The organism is Nostoc sp. PCC 7107 (assembly GCF_000316625.1).
In the GTDB taxonomy this organism is placed as follows: Bacteria; Cyanobacteriota; Cyanobacteriia; order Cyanobacteriales; family Nostocaceae; genus Nostoc_B.
In genome coordinates this window covers 5,730,402-5,744,559 of sequence record NC_019676.1, presented here as the reverse complement: position 1 = coordinate 5,744,559, position 14,158 = coordinate 5,730,402, and the positions used below count along the sequence as shown (strand labels likewise).

15 protein-coding genes are annotated in these 14,158 nt (G+C 38.7%); 8 read left to right on the top strand and 7 right to left on the bottom strand.

Going from position 1 to position 14,158, the window contains the following annotated elements:
* The first annotated feature begins 18 nt into the window (after positions 1-18).
* From NOS7107_RS24505 to NOS7107_RS24495, 3 genes are all read left to right on the top strand, one after another.
* Complete coding sequence (locus tag NOS7107_RS24505) at positions 19-1,875, top strand: sensor histidine kinase (protein ID WP_015115629.1); 1,857 nt, start codon at positions 19-21, stop codon at positions 1,873-1,875.
* A 121-nt stretch (positions 1,876-1,996) separates the two neighbouring features.
* Entirely contained in the window at positions 1,997-2,467 is a 471-nt protein-coding gene (locus tag NOS7107_RS24500) for an NADAR family protein (protein ID WP_015115628.1), read from the top strand.
* A 358-nt stretch (positions 2,468-2,825) separates the two neighbouring features.
* On the top strand, positions 2,826-3,131 hold the full coding sequence (locus NOS7107_RS24495) for a hypothetical protein (RefSeq protein WP_015115627.1): 306 nt from the start codon (positions 2,826-2,828) through the stop codon (positions 3,129-3,131).
* A 35-nt stretch (positions 3,132-3,166) separates the two neighbouring features.
* Here the strand turns inward: NOS7107_RS24495 and NOS7107_RS24490 are convergent, their stop codons facing one another.
* Positions 3,167-3,835 (bottom strand): class I SAM-dependent methyltransferase, encoded by a 669-nt coding sequence (locus NOS7107_RS24490; RefSeq protein ID WP_015115626.1) that lies wholly within the window; start codon positions 3,833-3,835, stop codon positions 3,167-3,169.
* A gap of 111 nt (positions 3,836-3,946) precedes the next feature.
* Between NOS7107_RS24490 and NOS7107_RS24485 the strand changes: the two genes are divergently transcribed.
* On the top strand, positions 3,947-5,023 hold the full coding sequence (locus NOS7107_RS24485; protein WP_015115625.1) for a tetratricopeptide repeat protein: 1,077 nt from the start codon (positions 3,947-3,949) through the stop codon (positions 5,021-5,023).
* 47 nt (positions 5,024-5,070) lie between these two features.
* Here the strand turns inward: NOS7107_RS24485 and NOS7107_RS24480 are convergent, their stop codons facing one another.
* Positions 5,071-5,745 (bottom strand): phosphoribosyltransferase, encoded by a 675-nt coding sequence (locus NOS7107_RS24480; RefSeq protein ID WP_044501116.1) that lies wholly within the window; start codon positions 5,743-5,745, stop codon positions 5,071-5,073.
* Between the two features lie 148 nt (positions 5,746-5,893).
* On the opposite strand from NOS7107_RS24480, the gene NOS7107_RS24475 reads away from it, so the two are divergent.
* Together NOS7107_RS24475 and NOS7107_RS24470 are read left to right on the top strand one after the other, a co-directional pair.
* Positions 5,894-6,574, top strand: a complete 681-nt coding sequence (locus tag NOS7107_RS24475) for a uracil-DNA glycosylase family protein (protein ID WP_015115623.1) — start codon at positions 5,894-5,896, stop codon at positions 6,572-6,574.
* 329 nt (positions 6,575-6,903) lie between these two features.
* The gene (locus tag NOS7107_RS24470; RefSeq protein ID WP_015115622.1) at positions 6,904-7,443 is read left to right on the top strand and encodes a GAF domain-containing protein; all 540 of its coding nucleotides are present in this window, start codon (positions 6,904-6,906) and stop codon (positions 7,441-7,443) included.
* An 83-nt stretch (positions 7,444-7,526) separates the two neighbouring features.
* Here the strand turns inward: NOS7107_RS24470 and trmFO are convergent, their stop codons facing one another.
* The 4 genes from trmFO to NOS7107_RS24450 all read right to left on the bottom strand — a co-directional run bounded on the left by trmFO (position 7,527) and on the right by NOS7107_RS24450 (position 10,470).
* Positions 7,527-8,855 carry an FADH(2)-oxidizing methylenetetrahydrofolate--tRNA-(uracil(54)-C(5))-methyltransferase TrmFO gene (gene trmFO / locus NOS7107_RS24465; protein ID WP_044500310.1) on the bottom strand — a complete coding sequence of 443 codons (1,329 nt, stop codon included), beginning with the start codon at positions 8,853-8,855 and terminating at the stop codon, positions 7,527-7,529.
* 42 nt (positions 8,856-8,897) lie between these two features.
* Positions 8,898-9,116 (bottom strand): hypothetical protein, encoded by a 219-nt coding sequence (locus tag NOS7107_RS24460; RefSeq protein ID WP_157374133.1) that lies wholly within the window; start codon positions 9,114-9,116, stop codon positions 8,898-8,900.
* A gap of 212 nt (positions 9,117-9,328) precedes the next feature.
* A complete protein-coding gene (locus tag NOS7107_RS24455; protein WP_044500308.1) occupies positions 9,329-9,733 on the bottom strand; it encodes a hypothetical protein in 405 nt (134 codons plus the stop codon).
* 83 nt (positions 9,734-9,816) lie between these two features.
* Complete coding sequence (locus NOS7107_RS24450; RefSeq protein WP_015115618.1) at positions 9,817-10,470, bottom strand: hypothetical protein; 654 nt, start codon at positions 10,468-10,470, stop codon at positions 9,817-9,819.
* Positions 10,471-10,764: 294 nt separating this feature from the next.
* Here NOS7107_RS24450 and NOS7107_RS24445 point away from each other — a divergent pair, with 294 nt between their 5' ends.
* Positions 10,765-11,349: a hypothetical protein gene (locus NOS7107_RS24445; RefSeq protein WP_015115617.1), complete on the top strand. Its 585-nt coding sequence runs from the start codon at positions 10,765-10,767 to the stop codon at positions 11,347-11,349.
* Between the two features lie 58 nt (positions 11,350-11,407).
* On the opposite strand, the gene NOS7107_RS24440 is transcribed toward NOS7107_RS24445, so the two are convergent.
* Entirely contained in the window at positions 11,408-12,352 is a 945-nt protein-coding gene (locus NOS7107_RS24440) for an N-acetylmuramoyl-L-alanine amidase (RefSeq protein ID WP_015115616.1), read from the bottom strand.
* 542 nt (positions 12,353-12,894) lie between these two features.
* On the opposite strand from NOS7107_RS24440, the gene NOS7107_RS24435 reads away from it, so the two are divergent.
* Entirely contained in the window at positions 12,895-13,188 is a 294-nt protein-coding gene (locus NOS7107_RS24435; RefSeq protein WP_015115615.1) for a hypothetical protein, read from the top strand.
* Positions 13,189-14,158 lie beyond the last annotated feature (970 nt).

Below are 14,158 nucleotides of genomic sequence, written 5' to 3'. Positions count from 1 at the left end.
ATCCACGCTGCTAAATAAATGAGTCATGCAAAAAAAAATGGGGTTAGAAAAGTTTTAATCTGGCTAGTAAAATTAAGTAATAACTGGAGTATCGCTCAAAAGATAACCTATGGTTATATTGTCACTGTTGGTATTACTTGTATAGGCACAACAAGTGGGTTACTTTTAGCATATAACTACGAAACTTATGCCCATAAGCAGCTACTCCTTGCTTATCAGCAGCAAGCTTTATTAAAAGATTTAGAAAATGCGGTAACTAGAGTTAGGCTGCATCCCCAAAGATTAGTTACTGTATTAGATAACTCTATTTGGCTAGAATTTGAAAAAAATCGATTTCTGGATGGTATTTCGCAAGTTCAGCAAAGATTATCTGAATTAGATAAATTTGCAATTATTTATCAAAATAATTTATTAATAAATTCTCAGGATTTACACAACTTATTAAGTGATTATGAAAAAACTACAGATATATATAATCAGCTTGTAAAAGATTTTTGGAAGGAAATTGAAGAAAAAAACTCCTTATCAAAAAATAATGAAAATTATCAGCAGCAGATATTAAATTTTCTTAATCAAGAGAAAAAAAGCAATATTCCTGTGGAATTTGAGCAGCTATCAGACGAATTAACGCGGTTAATAGGACATGCTGAACTGCAAAAACAGCACGCAAGTACTAGCTTTAATAATGCTCAGAAATTACAAGTAAAAGTTATTCTCGGAAGTGTACTAGTATCAGTTGTAATCGCTGCAATACTAGCGTTATATACGAGTAATTTAATTGCCCATCCTTTAAAAGTAGTTACTAATGTTGCCAGGAAGATTACCCAAGAATCCAACTTTCAACTCAAGGCTAATGTCAGCAGTAAAGATGAAGTAGGGACATTAGCTAGTTCTTTAAACCAATTGGTAGAGTGGGTAGGAGACTATACTCAAGAATTAGAATTAGCCCGCCAAACTTTAGAGCAAAGAGTAGAAGAACGCACCCAAGAATTAGAATTAGCTCGCCAAACCTTAGAACATCGTGTAGAAGAGCGTACTCAAAAACTACAAAAAACACTACAATCTTTAAAAGAAACTCAAAGCCAATTAATTCAAACAGAAAAAATGTCTTCTTTAGGACAGATGGTAGCAGGTATAGCTCATGAGATTAATAATCCTGTTAGTTTTATTTATGGCAATATTCAACACGCTAATGAATATGTTGAATACTTGTTAGAATTAATAGATTTATACCAGCAACAGTATCCAGAACCAAGCTATGCTATCGCCGAGAAAATTGAAGATATTGATTTAACTTTTATTAGCAAAGATTTATCTAGCTTACTTTCATCTATGAAAATGGGCGCTCAACGCATTCGAGAAATTGTCTTATCTTTACGCAACTTCTCTCGTTTAGATGAAGCTGATATGAAAGAGGTAGATATTCATGAAGGAATTGATAATACATTATTAATTTTAAACCACAAAATTACTTCTGAAATAACCGTAATTAAAAATTATCATACACTGCCTTTATTTGATTGCTATCCAGCACAAATCAATCAAGTATTTATGAATATTATTAGTAATGCTATAGATGCTTTAATAGAACAAACAAATAATCCAGATAAACAAATTATCATAGATACCCTAAAGTTAGATGGTAATTACATCAAAATTAGTATTAAAGATAATGCTTATGGAATTCCTTTAGATATTCAACATAAACTGTTTGACCCATTTTTCACAACTAAACCAGTAGGAAAAGGTACTGGCTTAGGTTTGAGTATTTGTTATCAAATAGTCGAGAAACATCAAGGTAAAATAGAAGTGATTTCCGAAATAGATAAAGGTACAGAGTTTGCGATCACCTTGCCAATCAAAAAAACTCATTAATTCCAAAATTTCCTATTAATTACTTCAATCTAATCTTTAGGCTATCTTCTAGATATTTTTGGCAACTTTTCCAGGAAATGCTATGAATAATTGCTAATACTTCATTGTTAGAACTAATTCGATGACTATCTATTTTTATAGCACCCGTGAACAATATGGCTGCTTTTCTAACTTTTCAGACCACGGCTTTGTTTTGGATGAGTTGTACTGGTATACTAGTGAACATTATTTTCAAGCTCAAAAGTTTGTTGGGACATTTCATTTAGAACAAATTCGTTTGGTAAAAACTCCCAAAGAAGCAGCAAAAATGGGCAGAGAAAGAAGTCGTCCTTTGCGCCAAGATTGGGAGCAAGTTAAAGACGATATCATGAAGAAAGCCGTGTTATGTAAGTTTGAGACTCATACAGATATTCAAGAAATATTACTAAACACAGGTAATACCGAAATTGTCGAAAATTCTCCCATTGATTATTATTGGGGATGTGGAGCCGATGGTAGCGGTAAAAATATGTTAGGGATAATTTTAATGGAAGTGCGCGATATCCTACGCTCAAAGGATGGCACAAAACTAGGAAGTTTTACGGTAAAATAAACTAATTGCTGTGAATGTTAGCCCTTGCAGATATTGCAAGTTCAGCAATCAAAGGAGATAGGTTGACCAGCAATTATTACGAAAAATATTCATCAAGTAAATTCATTAATGAATGTTTACTTAAATTTACAAAGATTAGCTTTTTTGTAAATTTAAGTAAAGCCTAAGAGGATGTCTGAGAAGTATTAAATATTTCTCTTGAACCCCCCTATTCCCCCTTCAAAGGGTGGTAAATTAAGTCAAAGTCACCCTTGATAAGGGGTATTTAGAGGGATCTACAGGTCTTAAATAAAACACCAAAAAGTTTTCAGACATCCTTTAACAGAATTTGCGAGGAGGAAACAACGGAGGCAAAAATATGCTCTTATCAAAAACTAAATTCAAGCAATATTGTAAATGGTTCTGGGACGAAAGCTTGGGAGGTGAGTATGATGCTTGGGGTACGAGTACTTACTTTCTTGAAATTGGTAATAATCGATATCCCATAAGACAAATAGAAGTTTACGAAAATGGCAACGTGTTATTTTATGACAGTAGCCACTGTGCAGACAATTACGGTATGTTATGTGATAAACCAATTCAGGAAGAGGATATTCAAGAATTTGAGATTAATGAATCAGAATTTGAACAAGTATGGAATACAAAAATCCCCATAAATCGATAAATTGGGGTAGTAGAGACTAAATGTTGCTGATTTGATTAAATAGACACATTACAACTTCTTTCCATAGTCCAATGGCGATCGCTTGATTGATAAACTCTCACTCCAAACCAACCCACACTAGTAACCAACTTATTCACTTCATCTAGTGTGAGTGCAGCATGGAGAGAATCACGAAACAATTTTTGCTGACGGGGAGCATATTCATAGCCAATGGTGTCCACTAAAGCATTCATGGTCATTTCGTCCGCTGGACGTAATAAATCCCGAATCAGCAAACCGCCGTTAGGTTTGGTGACTCGTTTAATTTCTTGAAAAAATGGCAAAGGATCAGGTAAGTGGTGAATCAAGCTATTGGAAATCACCAAATCAAACATTCCATCTGCGTAGGGTAACTGTTTGGCATCCACTAATGCCAAACTAATTTGCTCATACAACCTAGCTTGCTGAATATGTTGCGCGGCAATTTTTAGCATATTTTGAGCTAAATCAATCGCTATTAATTGCCATTGGGGACGCATTTGACCGATCAGAACAGGAATGCGGCCAGTACCAGTCCCCGCATCCAGCACTAAACATTGTGCTTGAGAACAAAGAGCGACCGCTTCTTTGGCAAAAGCTGTATTAACCTCAGTAAAATCCATTGCATCATAATCAATGGCTTCTTCCCACGTATCCATTACTTCTGGTTCCAACACTCTTTCCATCATCAATCCTGGCGTGAAATCAATACTACTAAAGTAATCTTTCTGGATGAAAGATAAACATTGATTTTGGGAACACTTGATTTACCAGCTTAGTTTAATGGTAATTGGTCAATGTCAGACGGTGAATGGAAAAATCACAAAAATACCTCTCCTAAGTCAGTGCCTACAACCCGCCTTACGCCAATCAAGCGTAATACCATTACACATGAATTTGATCCAACTGCGGCTGACGCAATGTTTGCTGAAGACAGTGACACTCATTTATGGGAAGCATCTGAACTATTGCGCCAAGGAATGCAACAACAACAAGCTGGAGAAATGATTGCGGCGTTGAAGTCGTTGCAAAAATCTCTAGAGTTGTTTGAGGTAATTGGAGATATACCACAACAAGAGCAGGCACTATCTTTTTTAGCAGTAGTCACCTACGCTTCTGGAGATTATAAAAGTACTATTTCTTATGCCCAACAGTGTCTAAGCTTGAAAAAAGAGACACCTGATCCATCTATACAGATGCAGGCGTTTTCGCATTTAGGTAATGCTTACAGACACTTAAATGACCATGACAAAGCGATTAAATATTTAGAAGAGTGTTTAAAAATTACTCGCAACTTACAAGACAAACGCAGTCAAGTTGCAGCATTAAATAACCTAGGATTAGTTTATAAAGCAGCAGGCAATTTAACACGAGCAATTGAGTATCAAGAGCAAAGCCTCAAACTCGTGCAAGAACTCCAAGATAACTGGGGTATAGAACAGGTACTAAAAAATTTGGGTAATGCTTGGTATGCTTTAGACAATTATCCCAAAGCGATCGCCCACTATGAACAGTGTGTCAAAGTAGCACGCATTCTCAACAACCCGCGGAGTGCTATTCAGGTACTCAAGAATTTAGGTAATGCTTGTTATGCTACCAATGATTATGGCAAAGCCATGACTTATTATGAAGAACGTTTGCAATTAGCCAGAGAATTAAAAGACAAGCGTAGTGAAGAACAATCTCTTGGGAGTTTAGGCGTTACCTGTGAAGCTCTGGGAGATTACAGCCAAGCAATCAAATATTATGAACAACGCTTACTCTTAGCTAGAAGTATTAAAGACCGTCGCATTGAAGAACAAGCTCTCGCTAGTTTAAAAGTTGCTTGCTATGCTTTGGGTGATTACGCTAAGGCTATGCAATATCAGGAATAGTCACACGATGGTCGATGGTCATTAGTTGTTCTATACCCCTTTCTCCCTTACTTATTTGCTGCTTGGAGATAAACTAGAACTTCCTCCGTTTCTACTTGAGGAAATTCTGTATAAAAATTACTGACACTACGGAATAAATTTGGTGTTTCTAAAACAATCAGGCGATCGCACCACTGCTGTAACCAAGGTAGCAACTCTGGTGGTGCAACTGGCGCACATAGCCACACTGCCGCCGGAGCCAGCTTTTTTACGGTAATTGCGGCTACCGCCATAGTCATCCCGGTAGCAATCCCATCATCAACTAAAATCAGCGTCGCCCCTGCTGGATGCACTGATGGACAAGCGGAACTCAAATATGTTTCTAACGCTTGAGCTTGATTCATCACTTGATTGAGTGCAGTTTCTTGCCAGCGTGAGGTATATTTCCAGCGGCACAGCTTTGGCTGATTCCACAACACATCACCAGCCGCAGTTACCGCACCAATTGCCAACTCTGGGTTATCTGGATGACTAATTTTTTTAGCGACAACTATTGTCAACGGGCAATCTAAACGTTGGGCAATTGGTGCTGCTACTGATATACCCCCTCTTGGCAAAGCATAGACAATGGGTACAGGCTTAACACCAGAGTCAATCGTTTGTTGAGTAAGCATATTATGAATCACTCGCGCTAACTCTGCACCCGCCTGGGTACGATTCTCAAAAAGAGGGGTGTGTAACATACTTTTCTTGAGGGCATTGTTTTTATCATGACTTAAATTCGCTGCTACAATAGGATTCATGCCAATTTTCAGTATTGAGCAACAGATAAATCTAGCGAGATTTTACTGAAATTAAACATCAGGTGCTGATCCCAACAAGCGTAGTTTCATGAGCAGCGATATTCAACTCAGTCTCTTTGGTGAATCTAACTTCGATCAAAAAGAACTGATTCCTACAGATGCCAAAATTCCCATTCTGACGGGAACCTATAATAATATGACCGAGTTGGCACAACACTGCAATCAGTGCCAGCGTTGTGAATTAGGACAAACTCGCACTCATGCGGTGGTAGGGCGCGGTCATCTCAAAGCCCCAATCATGATTGTGGGAGAAGCACCAGGGCAAAGCGAAGATGAAACAGGCTTACCATTTGTTGGTAGATCTGGGCAGTTGCTAGAGAAGATATTGGAATCTGTGAACTTAACTACTGAGCATGATGTATACATCGGTAATATCAATAAATGCAGACCACCTAATAATCGGGTTCCGACTCCTCAAGAAATGGCTGCTTGCATACCATATTTATTAGAACAAATTCGCTTAGTTGATCCGAAAATTATTTTGTTAACAGGTGCAACGGCAGTTAAAGGATTAACTGGCGAAAAACAGGGAATCACCAAAATTCGTGGTCAGTGGATAGAGTGGCAAGGCCGTTTATGTATGCCAATTTTTCATCCCTCCTACTTATTACGTAACCCATCTAAGGAAAAAGGCAGCCCGAAATGGTTAATGTGGCAAGATATCCAAACAGTCCGCGCTAAGTATGATGAAATTAAACAAAATCTTTGAGAATGAAAATCACGAAGTTTAAATCGATCTTAATTTTTGCGATTTATCTGAGAAATTTGCTAAAAGAATACAGCTAATAATGCAAAATTTTGTATTCTGAAATTATTAACAATAATATCTGGGAATCTAATTTGATAATTATTGAATTCAATCACATTTATTAAATGGGTTTAAAACCTCCGCCAATCTTAAACATTAGGGAGATTTAATTCGCTACTAGTTGATTATGATTGTTGAATTATTCTTGAAGCTGATGTTTTTTAAGTAGATTTTTGATAAATTACTAAAGAAATTCTCTCAACTTGCCCTAACTCATAATTAGTGTAACTGTGCAAATTAATTTTCACCAAGAATTCGACCCTAGCTCAAACAAACCTGTTGAACAGGGGTTACGAAGAGTGTTAGATCGCTTGGTTAGCACAATGCAGCGTGATGCCTTGATTAGACAAACGACTAATCAATTGAGAGAATCGCTTCAGGCCGATCGCGTGGTTTTATATTACTTTTATTGGCAGTGGCAGGGACAGGTCACTTTTGAATCCTTAAGTTCAGATAAATATTCAATTTTAGGTTCCACAGGGCAAGATAATTGTTTTACTGATAAATATGCAGCTTTGTATTTAGCTGGCAGAATTAGAGCGATCGCTGATGTTGATCAAGAATCATTAGAAACCTGTCACCGAGAATTTCTCCAAAGCATCCAGGTGCGTGCTAACTTAGTTGTGCCTATTTTAGTCCCCAAAGGATTGTGGGGTTTACTAGTGGCACATCAATGTCAAGCATCCCGTATTTGGTCGTCAGCAGAGATCAATTTAATGCAAACAGCAGCCCAAACCCTAGCTACAGACTCCAACATTTTAGGCAGTTAAATTATTAAACGGCATAGCATTAGCTGCATCTAAAGGTTTTGCACCTAATACAATGCCTTGGGGACAGACAATTATTTGTGTCGTTAGTTCGTAGTTGATACTAATTGGGATTTCCAGTTAGATAAGTCGGCTAAAGAGCGATCGCGGTAACGTCCATAACGCTCTTGTTTACTTTTAATTTTTGCACCTAAATCTGGCAAAATCCCGAAATTCGGGGGCATTGGTTGAAAATGTTTGGGAGAGGCCGAACTAATAAACTCTAATAGCGCCCCTAACATGGTTGTAGGCGGTAAAATTAACGGTTCTTTACCCAAAGCCAGCCGCGCTGCATTGGTTCCCGCTAACCAACCACCAGCGGCTGCGGCGGTGTAACCTTCCGTCCCAATTAACTGTCCAGCCGCTAGTAAGGTGGGACGCTGCTTAAATTGTAATGTCGGCTGCATTAATTGGGGTGCATTGATAAAAGTATTCCGGTGCATAACTCCCAACCGCACAAACTCAGCATTTTCTAAACCGGGGATCAGTTGAAATACGCGTTTTTGTTCACCCCAACGCAGATTAGTTTGAAAGCCTACCATATTCCACAGTTGACCGGCTTTATCTTCTTGGCGTAACTGCACCACCGCGTAGGGACGTTCCCCGGTGCGGCTATCAGATAAGCCCACTGGTTTTAAAGGGCCAAAACGCATCGTATCTTCGCCCCGTTGTGCCAGTTCTTCAATTGGTAAACAAGCTTCAAAAAACTTCGCTGTTTCCCGTTCAAAATCTTTCAATTCTGTTTGTTCGGCTTGACACAGGGCTTGCCAAAACTGTAAATACTGTTCTTTATTCATGGGACAGTTGAGATAGGCGGCTTCACCTTTGTCATAACGGGATGCCATAAAGGCAATGTCACGATTAATTGACTCACCAACAATAATCGGACTAGCCGCGTCAAAAAAGCTCATGTACTCCATCCCGGTGAAGCGGTGCAAGTCTGCGGCTAAGTCGGGACTAGTCAACGGCCCGGTTGCTAATACCACAATGCCTTCAGGAATAGCATTGACTTCACCACGGCGAAATTCTACTAAAGGATGGTTTGATACTGCTGCTGTTAAATCTTGACTAAATTGGCCTCTATCTACCGCCAACGCCCCGCCAGCCGGAACAGCGTGTTCGTCGGCTTTAGATATAACTACCGAACCTAATTGTCGCAGTTCTTCGTGCAGTAATCCAGCAGCGCGATCGCTGGCCATTGCCCCAAAAGAATTACTACAAACTAACTCTGCCAAATGTTCTGTATGATGAGCAGGGCTAAAGCGTAAGGGGCGCATTTCATGAAAAATTACAGGTACTCCCGCCTGGGCAATTTGCCATGCTGCTTCTGTCCCAGCTAGTCCACCTCCAATTACTTGTATCGGTTGTTGTTCCATAATCATCTGTGTTTATCTGCGGTTAATTACCACTGTAATGTATTAGCTCATCACATATAATTCAGGATGGGTGATTGGTAATTCCCAAGATGCGGGGATAGTGTAAGTTCCAGCCGGATAAGGTGACACCCAGGAGTTAGGATGATGTCCTGGCAAGACAATTTTGACTCTACTTTCTGATACCCACAGAACATTGTAAATGTAACCACGAAAGTAGATTTGCTTTCCGCTAGTTAAATCATTCTTGCTTGCTTGCTTCATTACCATCTTGTTCGTGCTGTTCGCACTGCTGAATGGTTTCGTCAATTTCCTCTGGTGTTGCTTCTCTAGTTTCTCCTGAGTCTTCCTCAGTTACCCAGTCATTATCCGCTGGATCAATAATAGGTGCGTGGCGACATTCACTAACCTCAAACAGAGCTAGTCAATAAATTACCACGACTCACAAAAGCTCTCAAAGTCAACATAAACAAAACTCATCTATGACGTAACAACCAATGCCATCCTGAACCTTTACGAGTTAGCCAGGAATCATCAAAATTAGTATGATGCTCGTCTAAATAAGGGTTGTAGGCTGGATAATCATCAAAGCGTGCCTCATCTTCGACGCGAATTTTGAGATGACGACAACTGCCTGTAATTTCAATAGTAACAGTGTCGGTAGTGGAATTACTCTCATAGGGCTGTAAAAGATATTCTCTGATGGCTGCTTGTTTTGGGCGAGAAAGACAACGCACCCGCACCGTTGAATTTTGATCAGAACTATCTAATAAATATGGTAAAAATTGGTAATTTTGCAGAGTATGTTTGGGAATTTCGGCATTCGCTAAAGCTGGCACTAACAGCAGCATAATTGCACTAGTAAAGATTATTTTGTTCATAACTTTTTCCAAAAGCTAAAAATTGCCAGGGCGCTAACCCTGGCGTTTTAACGTTAATTATTTTTGTATTTCTGGGAGGCTAATTATTTATCTTCAAGTAGTTGATTAACTTGTTGTCCGCGACGACCAGTTTTAATTTCATAACGGCGAGTCAGGTTGTCTTGGTAGTTCATGTCTCTAGCCGCAGCAGAGTTAACAAAAGCATCACAATTTCTCCCTTGAACAACGGTTGCAGAACTGTTGCTATTTTCTTCTGTGCGGTTATTGTTGTTATCACGAGATTCGCTATTATTTTGGCTACCTTGACTAGCACCACTACCGCTAACACCAATACCAAAAATGCTGACACCACCACCACCGCCACCGCCATCATTGTGGCTGCGAGAAGCACTAGAACGAGTGCTGGTAGAGGTTGCTAAAGCAATTTTGCTGGAACTATTGCGAGTGTTGTTACCTAAACCAACATCGCTACACAGGGCGCGGGGATCGTTGGCGAGAGTTTTGGGGTCAACCCAAGATTGATGGTCGCCTAAACCTTGAATTTCACTATTACCTACTGGGTTGCTGCTGGGTGTAGCATTATTCACTTTTACATTACCAACAGCCCCAGGAATCGCATCAGCCGGTCTGAATATTCCAGAAGGTCTAACATCAAAAGGGCCTGCAAACGCGGGAAATGTGCTGGTCAAAAGTGCAGTAGCAGTCAACAAAGAACTGGTGATATGAAAGAATTTCATGGTCGGTCTCCTAAAATTTAAGTGTTTTTCGCTTGGGTTTAACCCCTACACTCACTCAATAGGTTGACCTTGATTTTTTTATGCAGCCCCTTGGCAGATTTGTGAAAAAATTCTTTGATGTCGTTATGAGCAACTTTCATCACAGGAATGATCTGAGAAATAGGCGATCGCACTTTTCATCATCTATTTTCGATAAAGTAATATATCAATATGTATACATTTTTTACAAAATTATAGGTAATTTACTGCTTTTGGGATTAATAAAGCAACCAACCTTGTTGCTTATACGGAATTATGCAGTATCCTTTGGAACTTACCTTCAAGTTTTGGGCATTAGCACCGCAAATCTCTATTGTGAATGCTGAGGGTAATTTAGTTTTTTACGTTAAACAGAAGCTTTTTAAGCTCAAAGAAGCAATTACAATTTTTGCTAATGCTGAACAAACTAACCCCATCTACTATATTAAAGCTGATCGCATTATTGACTTCTCGGCTCGTTATGAATTTGCCGACACTAACGGAACATATATCGGTGCTGTCAAACGTCGCGGGTTAAAATCTCTTTGGCGTGCGCGTTATGACATCTTTGATGGCGACAGCACTTATTTAACTATCCAAGAGAAAAATCCTTGGGTGAAAGTTGCAGACGCTTTATTTGCCGAAATCCCTATTTTGGGGATGTTTACTGGTTATGTATTCAACCCTGTCTATTTGGTGAGTCGGGCAGATGGTACCGTGGTAATGCGTTTGGAGAAAATTCCGACTTTCTTGTCACGGAAATTTACCATCAAAGCTGTTGATCAAATGAGCGATCGCGAAGAGCAGCAGATTTTGTTAAGTTTAATTATGATGCTGCTACTAGAAAAAAATCGTGGCTAAGTCAACAGGCAAAATAAAATTACATTGATTTTATTTTGCCTGACTGTATCATCAATAATTAGCCAATTAGTTTTTGCCAAGAATTTGGCCCAACAATTCCATCAGCAGTTAAACCGTTTTGCTGTTGGTATTTCTTGATGGCTGCTTCTGTTTGCGGCCCGTAAACACCATCAGTTTCTACACCCACGCGGTATTGTAAATATCTCACCACTGTTCCCCCAGCATGATTTGGGCGGATAATGCGTTTAGCCAAAATCAAATTTATCGCATTCCATGTAGATGTATTAGCAACTCCTGATGTAGCTATTCCCACAATTTTTTGGAAGTTTTCTACAGCCGAACTAGTGATTGCACCCAAGACATTATCTTCTACTAAGGGCTTACCATTTTTATCGGTAATTTTTAAGCGATTTAAAGCTTTTTGTAATCGGAGAGTTGTGGTATCAACATTCTGTTCTTCATCTGGGACAGGGGGAACAGGAGTGGTAGGTACTTTACCCGTTAAGCCTTTGACAATAGCGTTAGCCATTGCTTCTGAGTTAAAAAGATTCACATCTTTTTGAGAATCGATAAAGCAACATTCAACCAAAACCGCCGGCATATTAGTATTGCGGATTACAAATAGGTGGGAACCACTTTTAACGCCGCGATTAAAAAAGCCTAATTTGATAATTTCATCTAATACGGGTTTCGCTATTTTTCTACTTGTCTCACTACCTGCAAACACCTCTGTGCCATTAGCTTGTCCATTAAAGGCATTAAAATGTATGGATACAAATATTTCCACTCGATTAGCATTGGCTTTATTTACTCTTTGTGAAAGTGAATCTTTCACCGAAGAGCTAGGGCCGTTTGGTCTACATGAAATGACTTCATGCCCCAGAGCCTTCAATTTTTCTATAACTTTGTTGCCGACTTCTAGTGTTAGATTATCTTCAAATTTTATCCCTCTAGCCCCAGTGTCTGGAGGAGAATTATGTCCGATATCAATCCCAAATTTCATGTCCTAGTCCTTGTTTTTATTTGATACTAATTTAACGCTTGAAAGTATAAACTTTCACTCTCAAACACTCCATATTTTCCTAGATTTACTATTTATAATAAACTTTCATTTAATTCATTTTTATTTTAACAAAAGCTGATTATTATTTACTTTATTTATTAACATAAACAAAAGTATAATAATTTGTTAATTTTTTGGTCAGAAAAAATATTAACTCTCTTACAGCGTTAACTATATAGCGCTGTGAGGCTACTGCGTCTGATTTCTGAACTCTTGGGAATTAACCCTCCGCATAGATTTGAAACAAAACAAATTAAGAATAGCACGTGATCCACGCTTGTTTCCCAGATGCTTAAGTTCATTTCATAACTCAAATTATGGCAATTACCCTAGCTAATGGCGTATGAACTCATGATTTTGTGGTAATTGAGGTGCGATCGCCGCTAAAATGCCTACTAACAGTTGTAATATAAACGCCCGTTAGAAACATAACATCGCAGTATCTCTAATCGGTGTAGTTGATTTTTCTGAAATTGAGCCGAATGAAATATCTTGCCCTGATATTACTCCTCATACTCTCCAGTTTCTACATATTCCCAGCGTATGCTTCTGTATGCCGTAATTACGACGGTCGTCAGATTTGCATTCTCAGTATTAATCGCAGCGCCAAAAATTTTTGGGAATATCGGGCTATTGTGAGTGTGGATGGGGAAAAAAGACCCCTTGAGCTATACAACTGTCGTCAAAAGGTGAGAATTCAGTTAGATGGGACTGTTATACCCTTTGAAAATCAAGACCCTGGCCAGTTCATCTGTAGCTTTTTCAAAAAACCCTGACGCTTGTCTCCTTAGTTAAAATATGCAAATTAAATGTGACTCCTAGGGTATTTATTTTCTCTGTGCGGTAAACACACAACCAATGATAAACACCGTAAATCCCACATAACCCAATACAGTTACCCATTCTTGCCAGTCAAATGTATTATTCATCCGTAATTACAACCATACTCTCCTTTAAAATCCTAAAGGCTGGCGTTGCCACTGATTCATGGATGTTGTCCAAACATAGTCAGATAAATTTCCCAAAAATTTTTCTCGCTTTCCGGAATTAGTCTCGGCGCAGTGGTATTACCTATCAGTACAGCGATTTATACAGAAACTCTATATTTAAATTTGGGGAATATAGCCCCACTGCCTTTCTTAAAAGCCCGGCCATTATGGCTGGGCTTTTGAGTGTGGATTAGCGATACAACTATCCTAGGGTAGAGAAAGTTCTGAGTCACGACTGATGGTAAGTTGGGTGTCAGCATTTCATGATGATCACTGCTCGGTGTAGTCTGGATATTCATAGTTGCGTTGTGGTACTGAATACCTTGACTAAGCAAATTTAGTGCTAGTCTTCTTCACACTGAGTTAGATAGCATATTGTAACTGTTAAGTGTGCTGAATGATTCGATTCAGAATGAGCTAAATTACATTCATTGAATCTTGTGAGCAAGTTCTCAATCTCGTAAATTGTTTGATATTCCTGGTTTCTTTGACTGATTGTGCGTGATTGGTTAAATTTTAGTTCCATAAATAAAATTAGATTATGAGGCTCGGATATGAAAGCGATTTCGTCAAAGAGCAAATCCCTATTCTGAGTTTTTATACTGTAAATAACTGAGAAATAATATTGAAGAAAGTTAAGTAGAAAATGTACTAAATATTCTCAACCTGATGCAGAAAGACTCAATAAAACAGTTAATGTTTTGTAGCGGATGAATAGCGATCGCAGATAAGCTTACCCAGCAACTATACATATAAG